The organism is Paragemmobacter straminiformis (assembly GCF_014243445.1).
Classification (GTDB): Bacteria; Pseudomonadota; Alphaproteobacteria; order Rhodobacterales; family Rhodobacteraceae; genus Paragemmobacter; species Paragemmobacter straminiformis.
Genome location: NZ_JACLQD010000001.1, coordinates 1,133,137 through 1,153,329 on the forward strand (window position 1 = coordinate 1,133,137; position 20,193 = coordinate 1,153,329).

The 20,193-nt window shown below is 64.6% G+C and carries 21 protein-coding genes, 1 tRNA gene and 1 riboswitch; of the genes, 11 read left to right on the forward strand and 11 right to left on the reverse strand.

Annotation, left to right across the window (positions count from 1 at the left end; translation table 11 throughout):
• Nucleotides 1–15: 15 nt before the first annotated feature.
• The gene (locus H7F16_RS05400; protein ID WP_185796497.1) at nucleotides 16–876 is read right to left on the reverse strand and encodes an N-formylglutamate amidohydrolase; all 861 of its coding nucleotides are present in this window, start codon (nucleotides 874–876) and stop codon (nucleotides 16–18) included.
• A gap of 135 nt (nucleotides 877–1,011) precedes the next feature.
• On the opposite strand from H7F16_RS05400, the gene H7F16_RS05405 reads away from it, so the two are divergent.
• The 4 genes from H7F16_RS05405 (at nucleotide 1,012) to H7F16_RS05420 (ending at nucleotide 2,758) form a co-directional block, all read left to right on the forward strand.
• A tRNA-Val gene (locus H7F16_RS05405) sits at nucleotides 1,012–1,086 on the forward strand.
• A 70-nt stretch (nucleotides 1,087–1,156) separates the two neighbouring features.
• Nucleotides 1,157–1,282: a type B 50S ribosomal protein L36 gene (gene ykgO / locus H7F16_RS05410; RefSeq protein ID WP_023666132.1), complete on the forward strand. Its 126-nt coding sequence runs from the start codon at nucleotides 1,157–1,159 to the stop codon at nucleotides 1,280–1,282.
• A gap of 232 nt (nucleotides 1,283–1,514) precedes the next feature.
• Nucleotides 1,515–2,120, forward strand: a complete 606-nt coding sequence (locus H7F16_RS05415) for a glutathione S-transferase (protein WP_185796498.1) — start codon at nucleotides 1,515–1,517, stop codon at nucleotides 2,118–2,120.
• A 2-nt stretch (nucleotides 2,121–2,122) separates the two neighbouring features.
• Nucleotides 2,123–2,758, forward strand: coding sequence for a LysE family translocator (locus H7F16_RS05420; RefSeq protein WP_185796499.1), 636 nt, complete (start codon nucleotides 2,123–2,125; stop codon nucleotides 2,756–2,758).
• Here the strand turns inward: H7F16_RS05420 and H7F16_RS05425 are convergent.
• Nucleotides 2,745–3,344, reverse strand: a complete 600-nt coding sequence (locus tag H7F16_RS05425) for a phosphatase PAP2 family protein (protein ID WP_185796500.1) — start codon at nucleotides 3,342–3,344, stop codon at nucleotides 2,745–2,747. The two genes, H7F16_RS05420 and H7F16_RS05425, sit on opposite strands and share 14 nt — an antisense overlap.
• Before the next feature lie 357 nt (nucleotides 3,345–3,701).
• On the opposite strand from H7F16_RS05425, the gene petA reads away from it, so the two are divergent.
• The 3 genes from petA to H7F16_RS05440 are packed head-to-tail and all read left to right on the forward strand — an operon-like array spanning nucleotide 3,702 to nucleotide 6,435.
• Nucleotides 3,702–4,265, forward strand: coding sequence for a ubiquinol-cytochrome c reductase iron-sulfur subunit (petA, locus tag H7F16_RS05430; RefSeq protein ID WP_185796501.1), 564 nt, complete (start codon nucleotides 3,702–3,704; stop codon nucleotides 4,263–4,265).
• An 11-nt stretch (nucleotides 4,266–4,276) separates the two neighbouring features.
• Nucleotides 4,277–5,596: a cytochrome b gene (gene petB, locus H7F16_RS05435; RefSeq protein WP_185796502.1), complete on the forward strand. Its 1,320-nt coding sequence runs from the start codon at nucleotides 4,277–4,279 to the stop codon at nucleotides 5,594–5,596.
• Between the two features lie 17 nt (nucleotides 5,597–5,613).
• Nucleotides 5,614–6,435, forward strand: a complete 822-nt coding sequence (locus H7F16_RS05440; protein ID WP_185796503.1) for a cytochrome c1 — start codon at nucleotides 5,614–5,616, stop codon at nucleotides 6,433–6,435.
• Between the two features lie 185 nt (nucleotides 6,436–6,620).
• Here the strand turns inward: H7F16_RS05440 and H7F16_RS05445 are convergent, their stop codons facing one another.
• Genes H7F16_RS05445 through thiB form a run of 3 tightly spaced genes read right to left on the reverse strand, consistent with a single transcriptional unit; the run spans nucleotide 6,621 to nucleotide 9,815 of the window.
• Complete coding sequence (locus H7F16_RS05445) at nucleotides 6,621–7,313, reverse strand: ATP-binding cassette domain-containing protein (protein ID WP_185796504.1); 693 nt, start codon at nucleotides 7,311–7,313, stop codon at nucleotides 6,621–6,623.
• Nucleotides 7,300–8,856 carry an ABC transporter permease family protein gene (locus H7F16_RS05450; RefSeq protein ID WP_185796505.1) on the reverse strand — a complete coding sequence of 519 codons (1,557 nt, stop codon included), beginning with the start codon at nucleotides 8,854–8,856 and terminating at the stop codon, nucleotides 7,300–7,302. Before H7F16_RS05450 ends, H7F16_RS05445 begins: the two co-directional genes overlap by 14 nt.
• A complete protein-coding gene (gene thiB, locus H7F16_RS05455; protein WP_185796506.1) occupies nucleotides 8,832–9,815 on the reverse strand; it encodes a thiamine ABC transporter substrate binding subunit in 984 nt (327 codons plus the stop codon). Before thiB ends, H7F16_RS05450 begins: the two co-directional genes overlap by 25 nt.
• 36 nt (nucleotides 9,816–9,851) lie before the next feature.
• Nucleotides 9,852–9,949, reverse strand: a riboswitch (TPP riboswitch).
• A 127-nt stretch (nucleotides 9,950–10,076) separates the two neighbouring features.
• Here thiB and aroC point away from each other — a divergent pair.
• Nucleotides 10,077–11,177: a chorismate synthase gene (gene aroC, locus H7F16_RS05460; RefSeq protein WP_185796507.1), complete on the forward strand. Its 1,101-nt coding sequence runs from the start codon at nucleotides 10,077–10,079 to the stop codon at nucleotides 11,175–11,177.
• On the opposite strand, the gene H7F16_RS05465 is transcribed toward aroC, so the two are convergent.
• Nucleotides 11,174–11,857, reverse strand: a complete 684-nt coding sequence (locus tag H7F16_RS05465; RefSeq protein ID WP_185796508.1) for a helix-turn-helix transcriptional regulator — start codon at nucleotides 11,855–11,857, stop codon at nucleotides 11,174–11,176. The genes aroC and H7F16_RS05465 overlap by 4 nt on opposite strands.
• Nucleotides 11,858–11,930: 73 nt before the next feature.
• Here H7F16_RS05465 and H7F16_RS05470 point away from each other — a divergent pair, with 73 nt between their 5' ends.
• Nucleotides 11,931–12,536, forward strand: coding sequence for a glutathione S-transferase family protein (locus tag H7F16_RS05470; RefSeq protein ID WP_185796509.1), 606 nt, complete (start codon nucleotides 11,931–11,933; stop codon nucleotides 12,534–12,536).
• Here H7F16_RS05470 and H7F16_RS05475 read toward each other — a convergent pair whose 3' ends face one another.
• From H7F16_RS05475 to H7F16_RS05490, 4 genes are all read right to left on the reverse strand, one after another.
• Nucleotides 12,537–13,403 (reverse strand): DMT family transporter, encoded by an 867-nt coding sequence (locus H7F16_RS05475; RefSeq protein WP_185796654.1) that lies wholly within the window; start codon nucleotides 13,401–13,403, stop codon nucleotides 12,537–12,539.
• A gap of 74 nt (nucleotides 13,404–13,477) precedes the next feature.
• Nucleotides 13,478–13,765 (reverse strand): HU family DNA-binding protein, encoded by a 288-nt coding sequence (locus H7F16_RS05480; RefSeq protein ID WP_185796510.1) that lies wholly within the window; start codon nucleotides 13,763–13,765, stop codon nucleotides 13,478–13,480.
• A gap of 150 nt (nucleotides 13,766–13,915) precedes the next feature.
• The gene (locus tag H7F16_RS05485) at nucleotides 13,916–15,394 is read right to left on the reverse strand and encodes an AMP nucleosidase (RefSeq protein WP_185796511.1); all 1,479 of its coding nucleotides are present in this window, start codon (nucleotides 15,392–15,394) and stop codon (nucleotides 13,916–13,918) included.
• Between the two features lie 75 nt (nucleotides 15,395–15,469).
• Complete coding sequence (locus H7F16_RS05490) at nucleotides 15,470–16,093, reverse strand: class I SAM-dependent DNA methyltransferase (protein ID WP_185796512.1); 624 nt, start codon at nucleotides 16,091–16,093, stop codon at nucleotides 15,470–15,472.
• Between the two features lie 79 nt (nucleotides 16,094–16,172).
• Between H7F16_RS05490 and H7F16_RS05495 the strand changes: the two genes are divergently transcribed.
• Both H7F16_RS05495 and H7F16_RS05500 read left to right on the forward strand, forming a co-directional pair.
• The gene (locus tag H7F16_RS05495) at nucleotides 16,173–17,021 is read left to right on the forward strand and encodes an SDR family oxidoreductase (RefSeq protein ID WP_185796513.1); all 849 of its coding nucleotides are present in this window, start codon (nucleotides 16,173–16,175) and stop codon (nucleotides 17,019–17,021) included.
• A gap of 197 nt (nucleotides 17,022–17,218) precedes the next feature.
• Nucleotides 17,219–18,214 carry a TerC family protein gene (locus H7F16_RS05500; RefSeq protein ID WP_185796514.1) on the forward strand — a complete coding sequence of 332 codons (996 nt, stop codon included), beginning with the start codon at nucleotides 17,219–17,221 and terminating at the stop codon, nucleotides 18,212–18,214.
• 55 nt (nucleotides 18,215–18,269) lie between these two features.
• On the opposite strand, the gene dxs is transcribed toward H7F16_RS05500, so the two are convergent.
• On the reverse strand, nucleotides 18,270–20,183 hold the full coding sequence (gene dxs, locus H7F16_RS05505; RefSeq protein WP_185796515.1) for a 1-deoxy-D-xylulose-5-phosphate synthase: 1,914 nt from the start codon (nucleotides 20,181–20,183) through the stop codon (nucleotides 18,270–18,272).
• Nucleotides 20,184–20,193 lie beyond the last annotated feature (10 nt).

A 20,193-nucleotide genomic window follows, 5' to 3' on the forward strand; every position in this document is an offset into this window, starting at 1 on the left:
CCGAAGGGCCGCGACTCACTCGGCTGCCAGTGGCAGCCTGTCGCGTCCGATTTCCGCCAGTTCCGTAATTACGCCTGCCATCAGGGAGCGAAATGCTTCGAAGTCGGGGCGCGGTTCGATCCGCGTTTCGTCCATGTACAGCGCGCGGTCGATTTCCACCTGAACCACATGCGCCCCGCGCGATGGCCGGCCATAGGCCTGCGCGATATAGGCCCCCGCAAAGGGTGCATTGCGCACCACGCGCAGGCCGGCGCCGGCAAAGGCAGCCTCGATCCGTTCGACCACGTCGCGTCCGGCCGCAGCGCCGAAGCGGTCGCCCAGCACGACCTCGGGGCGCGGTTGTCCCGGTCTGGCATGGGCTTCGATCGCCTCGTGCGGCATGGAATGGCAATCGATCAGAACGGCCTTGCCGAATTGAACCAGTGAGCCGTCGATCAGGCGCTTCAGGGCGTCATGATAGGGGTGCCAGTGCCGGGTCAGGCGATACTCGGCCTCGCTCAGCGGCAATTTGCCCCGATAGATCGCGCGCCCGCCTGCCACCACACGCGGAATGACACCAAGGCCGGAAGAGACGCGCGGATTGTGGGCCACCCGTTCCACACCGGCGATCACGGCGGGATCCAGTTCGTCGGCGGCACGGTTGAGGTCGATATAGGCCCGAGGCGCCCGCGCGGCGATCAGCGGTGCCCCGACCAGGGGCGCATGGGCGAAAAGCCGGTCGACAAAGGCATCTTCCGACGACCGGATCGTATGCGGGTCAAGCAGGCTGGCGTCGAGAAACGCGGCAGGATAATCCTGCCCGCTATGGGGCGAGGAAAACACAACCGCCGTGTCGCGGCGGTCCGGCAGGTAAAGGCGATAGGCGTCTTGATCCATATGTTCAGATATAGCCGTATTTTTTCCTTTGCCAAAACCCCTTGAACCCCGCTGCGACTCCTTTTATAGACCGCCCACCGACGCGGAACCGCCCGCGTCTTTTTGTTTGGACTGGGCGGTGACGAAACGGGGCGTGGGCGGTTAGCTCAGCGGTAGAGCACTACGTTGACATCGTAGTGGCCACTGGTTCGATCCCAGTACCGCCCACCATTTCACCGCTTCCTTCGGGAAGCTTATGACGGATTTCAAGGCGCTGCGCGCCGCGAATGGGAGAAGAACGATGAAGGTTGCGAACTCGCTCCGCTCGCTCAAGACGCGTCATCGCGATTGCCAGGTCGTGCGCCGCAAGGGCCGCGTCTATGTGATCAACAAGACGCAAAAGCGCTACAAGGCCCGTCAGGGCTGAGCGCTGTCAGAAGCGAACGATGCAGGGCCGTCCTTCGGGGCGGCCTTTTGCTTTTGCGGCGGCGGCAGGGATTCGGGCGAACCCCGATTCGGTTTTGGGACCGATGGGCGATCTTTCCCGCAAGGAACCGGGCCGCGGTGCGGGGCGCGCGCGCTGTCAGGTGCCGGAAACCGCTGTTGCGGCCATCTCGGGGCGGGCCTAGGCTTGGGCCGTCATCCAGAAGGGTCTTGCCATGCGCCTCTACCACTCGCCGACCTCACCCTATGTTCGCAAGGTCATGGTGCTTCTGCACGAGACCGGAATGCTGGATCAGGTCACGCTTGTGTCAAAGGCGGGCTCGCCCATCGATTCCGCGAACGCTCCTCTCGAGGCGAATCCGTTGGGCAAGGTTCCCGCGCTTGAACGCCCCGACGGCCCCGCGCTTTACGACAGCCGCGTCATCTGCCGATATCTCGACGATCTGGCAGGTTCGAACCTGTATGGCGCAGGGCCCGCGCTTTGGGATGTGCTGACGATAGAGGCCACGGCAGACGGCATCCTCGATGCCGCGCTGCTGATGGTGTATGAATGGCGGCTGCGTCCGGAAGAGCACCGTTACGATCCGTGGGTCGAGGGGCAGTGGGCCAAGGTGGACCGGGCGCTCGATACGCTCGAGACACGCTGGATGGCGGAACTTGTGGGCCCGCTCGACATGGGGCAGATCGCCGTGGCTTGCGCGCTGGGGTATGTCGACTTTCGCCACGACGCCCGTGGCTGGCGCGATACGCGGCCGCATCTGGCGGACTGGTATGGCGATTTTGCCAAGCGCCCGTCGATGATCGCGACGCAGCCCGCCTGAGCATGCTGCCGTGGCATGACTTCGTGACGGTCTGGGCCTTTCTGGCTGCCAACATCGCCTCGCCGGGGCCGAATGTGCTGAACACCATCGCATTGGCGATGGGGTCGGGCCGGGCGGCGGGATTCGGCTCGGCGGCAGGGGTGGGGCTTGGCATCGGGTTGTGGTGCGTTTCGATGACCCTGGGTGTTGCCGCCGTGCTGACCATGGTTCCGGGGGCGGCGCTGGCGCTGACGCTGGCGGCGACGGGTCTGCTGCTCTGGTTTGCGTCACGCTATGCCCGCGCGGCGTGGCAGGGGTTTCGCCGGAACGGAATGGCCGCGCCGACCGGCAAGGATGGCGCGGGATTCGCCACGGGTTTCCTCCGCTCGCTTGCCGTGAACGCGCTGAACCCCAAGGCGCTGACCAGCTGGCTTGCGGTTCTGGCGATGTTTCCGACGGCCCGCGCCACGGGTGCCGATATCGCGCTGCTTTGCGCCGGTGCCTGCCTGCTGTCGTTCAGCCTGCATGGCGCCTATACGCTTGCCTTCTCGACCCCGGTCGCCTTGCGCGTCTATCTCAGGGCGGGATGGCTGCTTCAGGCGACGGCGGCGGTCATGTTTACCGGTTTTGCCCTGCGGCTCGCGCTTAGCTTGACCTGAAGATCTTGCGGAAGGGCGCGGCGATCCAGCCCTGCACGCGACGCAAGCCCTGCACGACAGCGGTGCGCGCGCGAGACGGGCGCCGCAGGGCGCGGTCACCGATCCAGCCATAAAGCGCGCCGGCCAGAACCTGCCAGATGTTGTGCTTGTCGGCCTCGATCCGCGAGGCCCCGACGAATCCGGCGGACAGGATCACGGCACCCTGCACCCAGGGGTTGCCCGTCACACATTCATGCACCAGCGCAGAGGCCCCGTAGACCGCAGCCGAGGTATGTCCCGACGGGAACCCCTGATCCCCGCCATTGGGGCGAATGTTGATCGCGGCCTGCCCCAAACCGTGTTTCGTGCCATGCGTGGCAATCCATGATGCGGCAAAGCGCACGGCGTATTCGGTGGCCTTGCCATTCACCGCAGAACAGCCCCAGCCGATCATGGGCAGCGCCACCTGCAACTGGTCGCCGATCCGCTCGGGCAGCGATTTGCGGGATGCTGGCGCCATCAGCACCCCAAGCACCGTGAGGGCCAGCAAACCCGCCACGATTCCCTGCCGCCAGCGCGACAGACCTGTCCGAACCTTTGCCCACATGGACGACCACCCTGCCTTGAACTTGCGCGTCTATAGCCCGTTGCCCGCAGCTTCGCTACGACTTGTCGCAGGGTCTGGAAAGCCCGGAAAACAAAGCCACTCTTACGCGGCAGGCGCCTTGTGCGCGCTGCGACGGGCCGGTGATGCCCGCCAAAGCTGCAAAAGGCGCACAGGAAAACCACAGGCCGCGCAAATCCTGCGCCGGATTGGCCCAAATGCCCCTGCTGCGCCCGTTTGTCCGCTGGACGAAGGAGCGCAGCTTGGCTAAAAGCCGCCCGGCAAGGCTGCGGGCGACCGTGGCCCTAACGGCTTATGGGGCGCGGGCGGAACCCGCGTTCTTGAAAGGGAGAAATTCTCGTGTCCCACGCAGACGACACCACAGGCGCCGGCACCCGCCGTGACTTCCTGTACTACGCCACGGCAGGGGCCGGAGCTGTCGCCACCGGCGCAGCCGTCTGGCCGCTGGTCAACCAGATGAACCCCTCGGCCGACGTTCAGGCGCTCGCCTCGATCTTCGTCGATGTTTCGGGGGTCGAGACCGGAACGCAGCTGACGGTCAAATGGCTTGGCAAGCCGGTCTTCATCCGCCGCCGGACGCAGGAAGACATCGACGGGGCGCGCGCTGTCGCGCTGACCGATCTGGTCGATCCGAACGGCGAGAACGCGAACAAGCCGAACGCCGATGCCGCCGACGAGAACCGCACGCTCGACGAAGCGGGCGAATGGCTGGTGATGATGGGCGTTTGCACCCACCTCGGCTGTGTGCCGCTGGGTGACGCGGGCGATTTCGGCGGCTGGTTCTGCCCCTGCCACGGTTCGCACTACGATGCCGCCGGACGCATCCGCAAAGGCCCCGCCCCGCGCAACCTGCCGGTGCCGGTCGCCGCGTTCACCGACGAAACCACGATCAAGCTCGGGTAAGGAAACAACAGATGGCCGGAATTCCGCACGACCATTACGAGCCGAAAAGCTCTGGCGAGCAGTGGCTGCACAAGCGCCTACCCATCGTCGGGCTGCTCTATGACACCATCATGATCCCCACGCCCAAGAACCTGAACTGGATGTGGATCTGGGGAATCGTCCTGACCTTCTGCCTTGCGCTGCAAATCATCACCGGCATCGTGCTGGTCATGCATTACACGCCGCACGTCGACCTTGCCTTCGCTTCGGTCGAGCACATCATGCGCGACGTGAACGGCGGCTATATGATCCGCTACTTCCACGCGAACGGCGCCTCGCTGTTCTTCGTGGCGGTGTATCTGCATATTTTCCGTGGTCTCTACTACGGAAGCTACAAGGCTCCGCGCGAAATCACCTGGATCATCGGCATGCTGATCTATCTGGCGATGATGGGCACGGCCTTCATGGGCTACGTTCTGCCCTGGGGCCAGATGTCCTTCTGGGGTGCGACGGTGATCACCGGCCTGTTCGGCGCCATCCCCGGCATCGGGCCGAGCATCCAGACCTGGCTTCTGGGCGGCCCTGCCGTGGACAACGCCACGCTGAACCGCTTCTTCTCGCTGCACTATCTGCTTCCCTTCGTGATCGCCGGCCTTGTCGCCGTTCACATCTGGGCGTTCCACACCACGGGCAACAACAACCCGACCGGTGTCGAAGTGCGCCGCGGGTCCAAGGAAGAAGCCGCCAAGGACACGCTGCCCTTCTGGCCCTACTTCGTGATCAAGGACCTGTTTGCCCTGGTCGTGGTGCTGGTGGTGTTCTTCGCCATCGTCAGCTTCATGCCGAACTACCTTGGCCACCCCGACAACTACATCGAGGCGAACCCGCTGGCGACGCCCGCGCATATCGTGCCGGAATGGTACTTCCTGCCCTTCTACGCGATCCTTCGCGCCTTCACCGCCGACGTTCTGGTGGTGCAGATCGCAAGTTTTGTCACCGGTGGCATCGTCGACGCCAAGTTCTTCGGTGTGCTGGCCATGTTCGGCGCGATTGCCGTCATGGCGCTGGCGCCTTGGCTTGACACCTCGTCGGTGCGGTCGGGCCGCTATCGCCCGATGTTCAAGTGGTGGTTCGCCCTGCTGGCCATCGACTTCGTGGTGCTGATGTGGGTCGGCAGCCAGACGCCCTCGCCGTTCACGGCATGGGTTTCGCTGATCGCTTCCTACTACTGGTTCGCCTATTTCCTGATCATCCTGCCGCTGCTCGGTGTCATCGAGAAACCGCTGCCGCAGCCTGCGACGATCGAGGATGACTTCAACGCCCACTACGGCAAAGCCCATCCGGCCGAGTGAGAAAGGAACTGACTGACATGTTCAGGAAAATCGCACTCAGCGCGGTCACCGCAGCGACCCTCGTGGTCGCTGGCACCGCCAGCTTTGCTGCCGAAGGCACGGCGCATATCGAAGATGTGGCCTTCCCCTTCGAAGGCCCCTTCGGAACCTTTGACCGCAACCAGCTTCAGCGCGGGTTGCAGGTCTACACCGAGGTTTGCTCGGCCTGTCACGGGCTCAAGTTCGTTCCCATCCGCACCCTTGCGGACGAGGGCGGGCCGCAGCTGCCCGAGGATCAGGTCCGCGCCTATGCCGCAGGCCTTTCGGTGAACGACGAGGCATCGAACCCGAAGCTGATCGATCCGGAAACCGGATCGGCCCGCACGCTGGTTCCGGCCGACAACTTCCCCGCCAACCATGCGGCAGGCGCACCCGACCTTTCGTTGATGGCAAAGGCACGCGCCGGTTTCCACGGCCCCTATGGCCTTGGCATCAACCAGCTGTTCCGTGGCATCGGCGGGCCGGAGTATATCCACGCCATCCTGACCGGCTACACCGGCGAGGAAAAGGAAGAAGCGGGTTCGGTCTTTTACGAGAACCACGCCTTCTCGACCGGCTGGATCAAGATGCCGCCTCCGCTGTCGGACGATCAGGTGACCTATGCCGACGGCACGCCGGCCACGCTGGACCAGATGTCGATGGATGTCGCATCCTTCCTGATGTGGACCGCCGAGCCGCATATGATGAACCGCAAGGAAACCGGCTTCAAAGCCGTGATCTTCCTGATCATCTTCGGCTCGCTGCTCTATCTGACGAACAAGCGCATCTGGGCTGGCGTCAAAGGCAAGAAGCTGGCCTGAGCTGCACCCGCAGATTGAAACGGAAAACCCCGCCACCGTGCGGGGTTTTTCTTTTGGAAGCGCCGTTTTCTGCAAGCCCCCCCGCAGGCCATGCGCGGGGCGCGCGATCCGCTAGCAGGTCAGCCAGTCACAGGTTGCTGGCCGCGCCAGATGGCCCAAGGACGGTTTCGGCCCGTGCGAAAGACCTAGCCGAGGTAGTCGGACAGCGCCTTGGGCGGATGGGCGAACAGCGCCGCCGTATCGCAGGGGGGGTGGGCGACACCGTCGGCCACCAGAACGGTTTGCCCGGCAAAGCCCTGTGCGTCTTTCGGGTCATGCGTGACCATCAGCACGGTCGCCCCCGTTTCGGCGGCAACCTCACCGACCAGCCCGAGCATATCCTGTTTGAGAGCCGGGCCCAGGGCGGCAAAAGGCTCGTCCAGCAAAAGCAGGGGCCGCGCCCGCAGCAACGCCCGCGCCAAGGCCGCCCGCCCCGCCTGACCGCCCGAAAGCTGTGCGGGCCGCCGCGCGCCAAGCCCCGCAAGACCGGTGCGGTCAAGCGCCCTTGCGATCTGTTCCCGTTGCGTGACCGTGGGCCGCATCGAGGGCGAAAGGCCGAGGGCAAGGTTCTGCGCAATGGTGAGGTGGGGAAAGAGGTTCTGGTCCTGAAACAGGATCGTCAAAGGCCGCTCGCCCGGCGGCAGCGGAACAAGGTCTGCACCCTGCCAGAGGATGCGCCCGGACGCTGACGCAACGAAACCGGCGATGGCGTTCAGCAAGGTCGACTTTCCCGCGCCCGATGGCCCGATGATGGCCACCCGCGCGCCTTGGGGAATGCTCCAGTCGGCGTATAGCCGGAAATCGGCTTCGGTCAGAACGACCCGTTCAAGGTGCAGCACGGCGGCCTATCCCATCGAAAAGCGCAAAGAGCGCGAAACTTGCCGCCACAAGGACCAATGCCGCCCCTGCCGCCGCCTCCATCCGGTATGCGCCCATGAGGCGATGTACGTAAAGCGGCAGGGTCGCGCCGCTTTCCCCCGCAAAGAGCGTGATGACCCCAAGATCGCCCATCGAAAGCGCGGCTGCCACGCCCGCACCGAAACCCAAGGGGCGGGCAAGCCTTGGCAGGGTAATCCAGCGCAGCCGCGCCACACCGCGCAGGGCCAGCGAGTCTGAAAGGCGCCCGTAATCGGCGCAAAGCGCCCGCGCCTCGGGCAGAAGCAGCCGATAGGCATAGGGCAGAGAGAGCAGGGCATTCACCAGAACCGTTACGGGCAGGGCGATGTCTTCTGGCCGCACCAAGGACCGCAAGGTCAGAAACAGCCCGGTTCCGAGAACCAGCCCCGACACCGCCAAGGGCAGCACCGCCACCGCGTCGAAAAGGCGCGCTCCGCTTGCGCGGCGCGCCACGGCAAGGGACAGGATAAGCGCCGCACCCGATGTCACCACGGTCGAAGCCAGCGCAACCGATATCGACCGAAGCAGGGCCATGCCCAGACCTTGGGGAAGATCGGACAAGCCCGGCACACCCCGCACCACCACGGCGCCCAGTGGCAGCAGCAGGAAAGCCGCCGCCAAGGTGATTGCCAGCGCATCAACCGCCCGCCGCCACCCTTTGGGTGCTGCAAGGTCCATCTGCCGCCCCAATCCCGCACCGAAACCCGCCGACGTCAGCGCGACCCAGCCCAAGGCGACCGCTCCTGCACCAAGGGCGAACTGGATCAGCGCCAATGTGGCCGCCCTTGCAGGGTCATAGTCGAAGCGCAGGGCCTGATAGATCGCAAGCTCAACCGTTGTCGCACCGGGACCGCCGCCCAGAGTGAGTGCCACCGCAAAGCTGGCAAGGCAGATGGTGAATATCACCACGGCCGCCCCCGGCAGGACCGCCCTTAGCATCGGCACTTCGAGATGCCGGAACATCGCGCCTTGCGGCATGCCGAGCGAGGCGGCAAGGCGGAACCTTTCCGCCGGAATCGCCTGCCAGCCCATCAGGAGCATCCGTGTGGCAAGCGGCAGGTTCAGGAACACATGCGCCAGCACGACCCCGTGCAACCCGTAGACCGAAAGGCGCGGCAGGCCAGTCAGCGAAAGGGCATCGTTCACCAGTCCGCCACGTCCGAATACCGCAAGCAGCCCCAGCACCGCCACGATCACCGGCAAAAGGAACGGGGCACCCATGAGCGAAATCAGCAGGCCCCGCCCCGCAAACCGGCGCCGTGCCAAGGCCCGCGCCACGGGCACGGCAAGAAGGCATGACAGTGACGCCGACAGCCCCGCCTGCAAGACCGTAAAGCGCAGGGCCGACCAGTCCGCAGGTGTCGGGCGCAGGCTTCCCGCCCCCTTCCCGACGACGACGGCCATCCCCAAGGTCAGCGTCACGACAAGGGCGGCGATTGCCGCCGCCCCCGGCGCGCGCCTTACTTCGCCAGCGCGGCTTGCCATTCGGCCAATGCGCCGTCGCGCGCGGCTGCCGCTTCCTCTGCCGTCATGAGCAGCGACTTGGCGGGGCGGAAGCGGTCGAACCCTTCGGGCAGCCCAGCCGAGGGCGTCACGGCGGGATACATCCAGTTCGTCGTCGGAATGGTTGACTGGAAAGCGTCCGAACCGATGAAGGCAAGGAACTTGTCCGCAAGGTCCGGCTGGTCGGTCGCGGCGAGCTTTCCGGCAACTTCGACCTGCATGTAATGTCCTTCCTCGAACACCGCCGCCGCCTTGCTGTCATCGCTTTCCGCAATCAGGTGATAGGCGGGCGAGGTGGTATAGGACAGAACCATGTCGGCCTCGCCCTCGGTGAACAGGCCATAGGCCTCGGACCAGCCGGGGGTGACGGTCACGATATTGTCGGCCAAAGCCGCCCAGACATCCTTGGCCTTGTCGCCATATGCGGCCTTGACCCAAAGCAGCAGGCCCAGACCGGGGGTCGAGGAACGCGGGTCCTCGATCACGATCTTCAGATCAGAAGCGCCGAGTTCCTCGAAGGTCTTGGGCACGTTTGTGACCTTGGTCTTGTCATAGACCATCGCGAACCAGCCCCAGTCATAGGGCACGAAATCCGCATCGGAATAGGTCACGGGCAGATCGTTGGCCCATGTCTGCCCGTGCGCCGCGAACAGCCCCGTCGCGCGTGCCGATGCCGTCAGGCTTGTGTCGATACCAAGGACGACATCGGCTTCCGATGTCTTGCCCTCCATCTGGACGCGGCCCAGCAGGGCTGCGCCATCGCCCGCCGGCACGAATTTCAGATCGCAGCCGCAGGTCGCCTCGAAGGCCTTTTCCACCGCCGGGCCGGGGCCCCATTCGGCGACGAAGCTGTCATAGGTCAGCACAGTCAGCACAGGAGTTTCGGCCGCCGCCATGCTGGCAACGGTGGCAAAACCCAGCGCAAGGATCGAAGTTTTCATATCTTCCTCCAATTGCGACGGGACAGGTCGGGCTTGGAGAATTCCATGCACCTTCCCTCCGCCGGTATGATCCGGTTCAGGTTCAACGGGTCCGCTTTCGCATCTCAGCCACTGGGGCACCCCGAGGTAAGGCGCAAAATAGGCCATCGCCCGCCAGACGCAAGGGGGGAGAGAGGGTTCGGGGCTTGGCCAATGAACCAACATGTTGTCCCGCCGCACGCTTTCGCCTAAAGCAAACAGCGCAGAACAGGGGCGGCCTTCATGTCTTTCAACACCTTCGGCCATATCTTCCGCGTCACCACTTGGGGCGAAAGCCACGGACCCGCGCTTGGCTGCACGGTCGACGGCGTGCCGCCCGGCATTGCCCTGACCGAAGCCGACATCCAGCCCTGGCTTGACCGCCGCAAACCGGGGCAGAACAAATTCACCACCCAGCGGCAAGAGGCCGATCAGGTCCGCATCCTGTCGGGCGTGTTCGAGGGGATGACCACCGGCACCCCGATCCAGTTGATGATCGAGAACACCGACCAACGGTCAAAGGATTACGGCGACATCGCGCAGGCCTTCCGCCCCGGCCATGCCGACATCACCTATCACCAGAAATACGGCCACCGCGACTATCGCGGCGGCGGGCGCTCTTCGGCGCGCGAAACGGCGGCGCGTGTGGCTGCGGGGGGCGTGGCCCGCGCCGTGCTGGCGCGCCTTGCACCTGCGGTTCGGATCAGCGGCTTTATGGTCCAGATGGGTGCAAAGGGCATCGACCGCACGCGCTTTGACGAAACCCAGATCGACCAGAACCCCTTTTGGTGCCCCGATGCCACCGCCGCGATCGAATGGGCGGGTTATCTCGACGAACTGCGGCTTTCGCACAATTCGGTCGGCGCGGTGATTGAAGTCACGGCAACGGGTGTTCCCGCAGGCCTTGGCGCGCCGCTTTATGCCAAGCTCGACAGCGATCTCGCCTCGGGGATGATGTCGATCAACGCGGTCAAGGCCGTGGAAATCGGCGATGGTATGGGCGTGGCCGCGCTGACCGGCGTGGACAATGCCGACGAAATCCGCATGGGGCCCGACGGGCCCGAGTTTCTGTCGAACCATGCGGGCGGCATCCTTGGCGGCATCTCGACCGGCCAACCCGTCATCTGCCGGTTTGCAGTCAAGCCGACGTCGTCGATCCTGACCCCGCGCCGCACGATCGACACCACCGGGGCAGAACGCGACCTTATCACCAAGGGCCGTCACGACCCTTGCGTCGGTATCCGCGCCGTGCCGGTGGGCGAGGCGATGATGGCTTGCACGCTGCTTGACCACTTGCTGCTTGACCGTGGGCACACGGGCGGGCTGCGCGGCAAGATCGGCTAACCGCCGCGCAATTCGGCATGGAACTGCCGCAGCAGCGGCACGCGACGGGGGCGGAAACTTGCCCCCGTGGGTTCGACCCGTCCGATCCGCATCAGATCGAAGCGCCGGAAATCCTGCCTTAGGCAGCACCATGCCAGCAGCATCAGCGAGCGGTCGAGGAACACGATCGACAGCGGCCAGATACTTCGGCTTGTGACTGCGCCTTCCTTGTCGCGGTAGCTGATCCGCAGTTCCGCCTCGTCCCAGGATGCCTGCCGAAGCACGGCCAGATGCGGCGGGGCGGGGGGGCGTTTCTCGAAGCGATAGGTTTCCTGCACGGCATGAAGCGCCTGCCGTTGAACGCGGTCGGGCAAGGTGGCGACGATCTTGGCCAAGGCCGCCTGCGCTGCGCCGGCAAGGGCGGCATCCCCGACCAAACGCACCTCTGCCAGGCCCAGCACCAGCGCCTCGACCTCGAGCCGGGTGAACATCTGCGGCGGCAAGGCCGGGTCTTCGGTCAGCGTGTAGCCAACCCCCGCCGCGCCGTCGATCAGGGCGCCGCCGGCACGAAGCGAGGCGATATCGCGGTAGAGCGAGCGTTCGGAGACGCCCGTCTCTTCGGCCAATCGTGCCGCGGTGACGGGCTGCGGCAGGGTGCGCAAGGCATGGAGCAAACGGAAAAGACGGTCGGGTCGGGCCATGACGGTTCCTGCCAGCTTCTGTCAGGAAGGCTAGCGCAGGATGCAAGGGTCACCAAGCCCGAAAGGATATTCCATGCTGACGCTTTTCCACGCCCCGCAAAGCCGCTCCACCCGCATCCTGACATTGATCGAGGAGATGGGCGCAGCAGACAAGATCACCCTGCGCCCCGTCGATATCATCCGCGCCGATGGCACGGGTGCCAGGGACCATGCCAATCCGCACCCCGACGCCAAGGTCCCCGCACTGGACCACGACGGGACGCTTGTCACCGAATCCGGGGCGGTGATGCTGTATCTGACCGACCTGTTCCCTTCGCCCCTTGCGCCGGTGCAGGGCGATGCGAAGCGCGGCGCGTTTCTGACCTGGCTTTTCTGGTACGGATCGGTGATGGAACCCGTGATGATCCTGTCGGGCGCGGGTCTTGACCATCCGTGGCTGGCAAAGACCTATCGCGGGATGCCCGAAATCACCGCCCGTCTGCAAAGCGCCCTGTCGCGCGGCCCGTGGCTTCTGGGCGATACCTTCACCGCCGCCGACATCCTGATCCAGTCGCCCTTTCACTGGTTCAAGGACGCCATCCCCGACGACCCGCTGATCCGCGACTGGCTTGCCCGTGGTGCGGCCCGCCCCGCCTATCAGCGCGTCATGCAGGCCGAGGCGCAGCGCCGCGCGGCCTGATCACTGCGGGCGGCGACCAAGTTGCACCGCCAGAATGCCGCCCGCCACGACTGCGACACCCAACAGGTCGAGCGGTCCGATCCTTTCGCCCAGCAAGGCCGCGGCGATCATCACTCCAAAGAACGGATTCAGGAAGTGGAAGGTCGCCGCACGCACCGCCCCGATCCGCTTGACCAAAGCGAACCAAAGCAGCGTCGCGGCCAGACCCGGCACAAGGATCTGGTAGGCAAAGGCCACCACGAGTGACGGGGTCAGCGCAAGGCGGGGCGTCTCGAACGCCAGTGCCACCATGCCCAGCGCGACCGATCCCACCAGCATCTGCAAGCCGACGACCATCAGCATGTTGCCCTGCCCCGAGGCAGAGCGCAGCGTCAGCGTCGCCACGGCAAGCGCCAATGCACCACCGATGCACATGGCGACGCCCAGATGGTCGGCCCCGCCTTCGACCCGCGTGCCCATGATCAGCGCCACCCCCGCAAAGCCCGCAACAAGCCCCGCAAGGCCAAGGCGGCCCACACGATCACCCCGCACCGCCCAGCCCAAGGCCGCGACGATCAGGGGCATCGAAGCGGCGATGATGACGGCCAAGGACGCCTCGACCCATTGCAGCGCAAGAAAGTTCAACCCGAGGTAGGCCGCGTTCTGCAACAGGCCGAACAGCACGACCGACCGTGTCTGGGTCTGCGAGAGGCGCCAGCTTTGCCCCATCGCCCGCGCCACGCCGACAGCCAGCAGGCCCGAGATCGCGAAACGGCAGGCCAGCGCGTAAAGCGGCGGCGCATCGGCCACGATGATCCGCGCGGTGGCAAAGGCCGATGACCACATCAGACTGAACATCAGCCCCATCGCTATCGCCCGAAAATCCATCATGTCCCCCGCGCCACAGAAAAGGGCCGCCCCGAAGGACGGCCCCGAACCGAGTCTGACGACCCGAAATACGATCAGGCGTTGACGCTGTCTTTCAGCGCCTTGGCGATCGAGAACTTGACCTGCTTGTCGGCAGGCTTGGTCACGGTCTCGCCCGTGGCCGGGTTACGCACCTGACGCTCGGGGCGGGCGCGGCAGACCACCTTGCCAAGGCCCGGCAGCGTCACGGCACCGCCAGCGGCGACTTCACGCGACACAACCGCAGCGATGGCGTCGAGTGCAGCGCCAGCCACTTTCTTGTCCGAACCCATTTGTTCGGCCAGAGCGGCGACAAGCTGCGTCTTGGTCATCGGTTTCTGCATTCTATCCATCCTTCGTTTCTGGTCCCACCGCTCGGGCAGGAATGTCCCTGTACTTCAAGCGACGTCAAGCGACTGTCTCGTCGCTAAATTAGGTTTTGGCGAACAAATCAAGCCTATTTCGCAAGTTCCGGATGGAATAGGCAAGCCCTGTCACAGGAAGGCAGTTTCATCGAAGCTGCGCAACTTGCGGCTATGTATCCGCTCGATCGGCATTTCGCGCAAGCGCTCCATCGCCCTGACACCGATCAGAAGATGCCGCGCGACCTGCGTCTTGTAGAACTCGGAGGCCATGCCCGGCAGCTTCAATTCGCCATGCAAGGGCTTGTCGGAAACGCAAAGAAGCGTTCCGTAAGGCACGCGGAAACGGAACCCGTTGGCCGCGATGGTCGCCGATTCCATATCGAGTGCGATGGCCCGGCTTTGGCTCAGGCGCTGCACGGGGCCGGACTGGTCGCGCAGTTCCCAGTTCCGGTTGTCGATGGTCGCCACCGTTCCGGTCCGCATGATGCGCTTGAGTTCGTAGCCTTCGAGCTGCGTCACCTCTTCCACCGCATCTTCCAGCGCGATCTGGATTTCGGCCAGCGCCGGAATCGGCACCCAGACGGGAAGATCGGCGTCGAGCACGTGGTCCTCGCGCAGGTAGGCATGGGCGAGGACGAAGTCTCCCAGACTTTGCGAATTGCGCAGCCCCGCGCAATGGCCCACCATCATCCACGCATGCGGGCGCAGCACCGCTATGTGGTCGGTCGCGGTTTTGGCGTTGGACGGCCCCACCCCGATGTTCACCAGCGTGATCCCCTGACCATCGGCCCGCTTGAGGTGATAGGTCGGCATCTGCGGCATCTTCGACGCCTGTTGCAGCACCCCGTCACCGCGGGTGATCGTCTGGTTACCCGGAGCCACGAAGGCCGTGTAACCCGAGGCCGGATCGTCAAGGACCGACCGCGCATAGGCTTCGAATTCATCGACGTAGAACTGGTAGTTCGTGAAAAGGACGTGGTTCTGGAAATGCGCGACATCCGTCGCCGTGTAATGCACAAGGCGCGCCAGCGAATAGTCGACCCGCTGCGCGGTAAAGGGTGCGAGGGGTTGCGATCCGTCGGGGTGGAACTGGCGCGTGCCGTTTACGATGTCGTCGTTGGTGGTCGAAAGGTCCGGCACGTCGAACACATCGCGCAGGCTGAAATCGAGCACGCCTTCCTGCGGGATCGTCACGTTGGGGTTGCCCGCCACCGCGAAATGCACCGGAATCGGCGTGTCGGACGCGCCGATCACCACGGGTTGCCCGTGGTTGTGGATCAGCAATCCAAGCTGCTGGATCAGGTAATTGCGAAACAGGTCGGGCCGCGTGACGGTTGTCGAATAGCTGCCCGGAGCGGCGACGTAACCAAAGCTCAGGCGCGAGTCGGTCTTTACGTGGCTGGTCGAGGTCAGCCGGATTTCAGGATAGAAGGCCCGCACGCGCGCCGCCGGCTTTGCGCCCGTGACCGAGGCTGCGAAATGCAGCGACAGGAACTCGGTCGCCGTGCGGTAGATCTCTTCCAGACGGTCCACCGCTGCGGCAGGGTCGGAAAAGGCCTGGGGGGCGGGGTGGTCCGGCATCAGGACCGGCAGGGTATCGTCGTTCATGCGTCAATCACTTCATTTTGGTCACGCATCTAAGCCGGAACCGGCCCGCCCGCGCAAGTGAAGCCTTTGCAACATTCAGCCCTTGCGGAACAGTGCGATCAGCGCGCGGTCGGAGGCATGGGCCGGGTCCATCAGGGCCGCCCCTTGCCCGTAGATCTCAACCTCGATCAGTTGCAATCCGGTGATCGGCAGCGCGGCCAAGGCGGCATCGAAACCCATCGCCGCAAAGACACCGGCGTTGATGGAAAGCGCAACCTGCGCGCCCCTGCGGGCTTGTGCCAGCACATGCGGCAGCGCCGACGGGCCGACATGACCGTGGGTAAAGGTGCCGGAGCTGACGATGCCGCCATAGCCGCCCGCAAGCGGCAACGGTTGCATCACATCGGCTTGGACCAGACTGCGGTAAATGCCCTTGACCCGCGCGCGTTCAAGCATCTCGGGCGACAGGTCGACCCCGTCGATGGGCGCCGAAAAGCCTGCGCCGCGCAGCCGTTCGGCCAGCAATCCGGTGCCCGCGCCGATATCGAGCACCGGCCCCGCGCCGCCTGCCGCAAGGAATGCCCGCGCCACATGGGCGGGCAACAGATAGTCCATACCGGCAGCAAAGCCGCCGTCGTAGCTTTCCGCCCAAGCGCGATAGACCCGCAGGCAATCGGCGGGTGTGGCTATGGAATAGGCGCTGTCCAAACCTTCGCTCATGCTTGCATCGACGCATTTCGCCCCGTGAAAATCAAGCCACACCCTTGCAGCGCCCCGCCCCGCACCCGATAGTCGGGGGATGAAAACGCTGCTTTCCATCGGTCACGGTTATTCGGCCCGCGCCCTTGCGCGCCTTCTTCTGCCGCAGGGCTGGCGGGTTATCGGCACCACCCGGTCTGCCGCGACCGCCGGCGAGCTTGCGGCTTCGGGTGTCGAACCCTTGCTTTTGCCCGCTTCGCTGGCCCCCGCTTTGGCGCAAGCGACGCATATCCTCAGCTCGGTCGCGCCGGATGACGAGGGGGACCCGATCCTGCGCGACCACCGCGACGCGTTTGCCGCAGCGCGGCCCGAATGGGTGGGCTACCTGTCCACCACTGCGGTCTATGGCGACCATCAGGGCGGCTGGGTCGACGAGACGACCGCGCTGACCCCCACGACGCGCCGTGGCGCGGCCCGTGTTCTGGCCGAATCCGAATGGGCCGCACTTGGATTGCCGCTGCACATCTTCCGCCTTGCGGGCATCTATGGCCCGGGTCGCGGCCCGTTCGAGAAGGTGCGAGACGGGTCGGCGCGCAGGATCATGAAGGCGGGACAGGTGTTTTCCCGCATCCATGTCGAGGATATCGCGCAGATCGTGGCGGCGTCGATCGCGCGCCCGAATGCCGGTGCGGTCTATAACGTCTGCGATGACGACCCCGCCCCGCCCGAGGATGTGATCGGCCATGCCGCGACCCTGCTCGGCCTGCCGCTTCCGCCGGCCATCGCCTATGAAGACGCCGAGATGACGCCGATGGCGCGCAGCTTCTATGCCGAGTCCAAGCGCGTGCGGAATGACCGGATCAAGCACGAACTTGGCGTGTCGCTTCACTACCCCAGCTATCGCGAGGGCCTTGCCGCGCTTCTTGCCAGCGAAAGCGGGCGTGGCTGACCTTTTGGAGCAGAATTCCGCTCACGATCCCTTGAAACCTTCGTGAGAACGCCCAAATAGCGCAATGCGGGACCGGGCCCCTCTGACGGCATCTTACATGTCGTGATGTCGGACCGCATCGAGTGCGCTCGATGTCATGCCCGGTTATTGGCAGACCTCTCGGCGCGTGTGGCAAAACAGAGAGGTCATTGCCCGCTATGGAGTTTCTTTTCCTGCCCTTCCTCGCCACGCCGATCTGGATGTGGCTTGTGTTCATCACGCTGGTCGTGGGCCTGCTGGTCCTTGACCTTGGCGTTTTGCACAAGACCGACCACGAGATCGGCGTTGCCGAAAGCCTGAAACTTTCGGCCATGTACATCACCCTTGGCGTCGCCTTTGCAGGCTTTGTCTGGTGGCAAATGACGCCCGCTGCGACGGCGCAGTATCTGACGGCCTTTGTCGTCGAAAAGACGCTGGCGCTCGACAATATCTTCGTCATCGCGCTGATCTTCTCGTTCTTCGCCATTCCGCGCGAATACCAGCACCGCGTGCTGTTCTGGGGTATTCTGGGCGTGATCGTGCTGCGCGGCATCATGATCGGGCTTGGCGCGACCATCGTCGCCAACTACGGCTGGGTGCTTTACGTCTTTGCCGTGTTCCTGATCTTTACCGGCATCAAGATGCTGTTCGTCAGCGAAAAGAGCCACGACCTTGCCGGAAACCCGCTGCTCAAGTTTCTGAAAAAGCGGATGAACGTGACCGATGACCTGCACGGTCATGACTTTTTCGTCAAGAAAGCGAACCCCGAAACCGGCAAGCTGACGCGCTATGCCACGCCGCTTTTCCTTGCGCTGGTGCTGATCGAGGTGGCTGATCTTGTCTTCGCGGTCGACTCGGTCCCTGCGGTGTTCACGATCACGACCGATCCGTTCATCGTCTACACGTCGAACATCTTCGCGATCCTCGGTCTGCGCGCGCTTTACTTCGCCCTGGCCGCGATCCTGCACCGCTTCGCCTATCTGAAGTACGCGCTTTCGATCCTGCTGGTGTTCATCGGATCGAAGATCTTCATCGCCGACCTGATGGGCTGGGCCAAGTTCCCGCCGGCATGGTCGCTGGGCATCACCTTTGCCATCCTCGCCGCTGGCATCGTGGTATCGGTCTGGAAAACGCGCGGAGAGCCGGCGGCGCCGCTGGTCAAGCCCGCCGAATAAGACATAGCGCCCGGCCCCCAAAGCCGGGCGCAACCCTTTTCAGGCCCGCTTCTATTCAGGCCCGCTTGCCCACCACGGCAACGCCCAGCGCGGCCAGAACCTTTGCCTCGATCTGTGCGGCATCCATGCCGGCGATTTCATACATGCGTTCGGGCGAAGCCTGATCGATGAAGATATCGGGCAAGACCATCGAGCGGAACTTAAGCCCGCGGTCAAAGACGCCTTCCTCGGACAAAAGCTGCGCGACATGGCTGCAGAAGCCGCCCACCGCGCCCTCCTCGACCGTCACCAAAGCCTCGTGATGGCGTGCCGCGTTCAGAATAAGGTCGCGGTCCAGCGGCTTGGCGAAGCGCGCGTCGATCACCGTGGGCTTGATCCCCTTGGCCGCAAGCGCCTCGGCCGCGCGCAGCACCTCGGTCAGGCGCGTGCCAAAGGACAGGATCGCGACGCGCCCGCCCTCGGCCACGATACGGCCCTTGCCGATCTCGAGCGGAACGCCACGGCTTGGCAGATCGACGCCGACACCATCGCCACGGGGGTAACGGAACGCGCTTGGCCCTTCGTCATGGGCGGCAGCGGTGGCGACCATATGCATCAACTCGGCCTCGTCCGCCGCTGCCATCACGACAATGCCGGGCAGGTTGGCAAGGAATGCGATGTCGAAAGACCCCGCATGTGTCGCCCCGTCCGCCCCCACCAGACCGGCACGGTCGATGGCAAAGCGCACAGGCAGGCGCTGGATGCACACATCATGCACGACCTGATCGTATCCGCGTTGCAGGAAGGTCGAATAGATCGCGCAAAAGGGTTTCATCCCCCCCGCCGCCAGCCCCGCGCTGAATGTCACGGCATGCTGCTCGGCGATGCCGACATCAAAGATGCGCTTGGGGAAACGGTCGGCAAACAGGTTCAGCCCCGTCCCGTCCGGCATGGCCGCCGTCACGGCCACGACCTTGTCGTCGCGCTCGGCCTCGGCGATCAGACCTTGGGCGAAGACCTTGGTATAGCTGGGCGCGTTCGAGGCCGCCTTGGCCTGCACCCCTGTCAGCACGTCGAACTTGCCCGTGGCGTGGCCCTTGTCGCGCGCCGCTTCGGCGGGGGCATAGCCCTTGCCCTTTTTCGTGATGACATGGATCAGCATCGGCCCGGTGGCCCGCGCCTTGGCCGTGCGCAGCACCGCCAGCAGCTGGTCCAGATCATGCCCGTCGATGGGGCCGACGTAGGAAAAGCCCAACTCCTCGAACAATGTCCCGCCGACGGCCATGCCCTTGAGCATTTCCTTGGCCCGACGCGCTCCCTCTTGGAACGGTTCGGGCAGCAGGGACACCGCCCCTTTTGCCGCCGCCTTGAATTCCTGAAACGGCGCGCCGGTGTAAAGCCGCGTCAGATAGGACGACAGCGCCCCGACCGGCGGGGCAATCGACATTTCATTGTCGTTCAGGATGACGAAGAGCCGCTTTTTCAGATGGCCCGCGTTGTTCATCGCCTCGAAGGCCATGCCGGCGCTCATGCTGCCGTCGCCGATGACGGCAATCGCGTCGCCCGCATCGCCGCCAAGGTCACGCGCGGCGGCGAAACCCAGCGCCGCCGAGATCGAGGTCGAGCTATGCGCCGCTCCGAACGGATCATAGGGGCTTTCGGAGCGTTTGGTGAAGCCGGACAAGCCGCCTTCGGTCCGCAGCGTGCGGATGCGGTCGCGCCTGCCGGTCAGGATCTTGTGCGGATAGCACTGATGCCCCACATCCCAGATCAGCTTGTCGCGCGGCGTGTCGAATACGGCGTGGATTGCCACGGTCAATTCGACCACACCCAGACCCGCGCCCAGATGCCCGCCCGTCACCGACACGGCAGAGATCGTTTCGGCCCGCACGTCATCGGCCAGCTGGCGCAATTCGCGGTCACTCAGCGCCTTCATGTCCGAGGGCTGTCTTACGCGATCGAGGATCGGGGTCACCGGTCTGTCGTTCATTCCCAAACCC

Coding starts and splice junctions, on each gene's coding strand:
- aroC (WP_185796507.1), top strand. CDS start 10,077: ATGTCTTTCAACACCTTCGGCCATATCTTCCGCGTCACCACTTGGGGC.
- petB (WP_185796502.1), top strand. CDS start 4,277: ATGGCCGGAATTCCGCACGACCATTACGAGCCGAAAAGCTCTGGCGAG.
- H7F16_RS05400 (WP_185796497.1), bottom strand. CDS start 876: ATGGATCAAGACGCCTATCGCCTTTACCTGCCGGACCGCCGCGACACG.
- H7F16_RS05490 (WP_185796512.1), bottom strand. CDS start 16,093: ATGAGCGAAGGTTTGGACAGCGCCTATTCCATAGCCACACCCGCCGAT.
- H7F16_RS05485 (WP_185796511.1), bottom strand. CDS start 15,394: ATGAACGACGATACCCTGCCGGTCCTGATGCCGGACCACCCCGCCCCC.
- H7F16_RS05425 (WP_185796500.1), bottom strand. CDS start 3,344: ATGTGGGCAAAGGTTCGGACAGGTCTGTCGCGCTGGCGGCAGGGAATC.
- H7F16_RS05415 (WP_185796498.1), top strand. CDS start 1,515: ATGCGCCTCTACCACTCGCCGACCTCACCCTATGTTCGCAAGGTCATG.
- H7F16_RS05470 (WP_185796509.1), top strand. CDS start 11,931: ATGCTGACGCTTTTCCACGCCCCGCAAAGCCGCTCCACCCGCATCCTG.
- H7F16_RS05475 (WP_185796654.1), bottom strand. CDS start 13,403: ATGGATTTTCGGGCGATAGCGATGGGGCTGATGTTCAGTCTGATGTGG.
- dxs (WP_185796515.1), bottom strand. CDS start 20,183: ATGAACGACAGACCGGTGACCCCGATCCTCGATCGCGTAAGACAGCCC.
- H7F16_RS05480 (WP_185796510.1), bottom strand. CDS start 13,765: ATGCAGAAACCGATGACCAAGACGCAGCTTGTCGCCGCTCTGGCCGAA.
- H7F16_RS05500 (WP_185796514.1), top strand. CDS start 17,219: ATGGAGTTTCTTTTCCTGCCCTTCCTCGCCACGCCGATCTGGATGTGG.
- H7F16_RS05450 (WP_185796505.1), bottom strand. CDS start 8,856: ATGGCAAGCCGCGCTGGCGAAGTAAGGCGCGCGCCGGGGGCGGCGGCA.
- H7F16_RS05465 (WP_185796508.1), bottom strand. CDS start 11,857: ATGGCCCGACCCGACCGTCTTTTCCGTTTGCTCCATGCCTTGCGCACC.
- ykgO (WP_023666132.1), top strand. CDS start 1,157: ATGAAGGTTGCGAACTCGCTCCGCTCGCTCAAGACGCGTCATCGCGAT.
- H7F16_RS05440 (WP_185796503.1), top strand. CDS start 5,614: ATGTTCAGGAAAATCGCACTCAGCGCGGTCACCGCAGCGACCCTCGTG.
- thiB (WP_185796506.1), bottom strand. CDS start 9,815: ATGAAAACTTCGATCCTTGCGCTGGGTTTTGCCACCGTTGCCAGCATG.
- H7F16_RS05495 (WP_185796513.1), top strand. CDS start 16,173: ATGAAAACGCTGCTTTCCATCGGTCACGGTTATTCGGCCCGCGCCCTT.
- H7F16_RS05420 (WP_185796499.1), top strand. CDS start 2,123: ATGCTGCCGTGGCATGACTTCGTGACGGTCTGGGCCTTTCTGGCTGCC.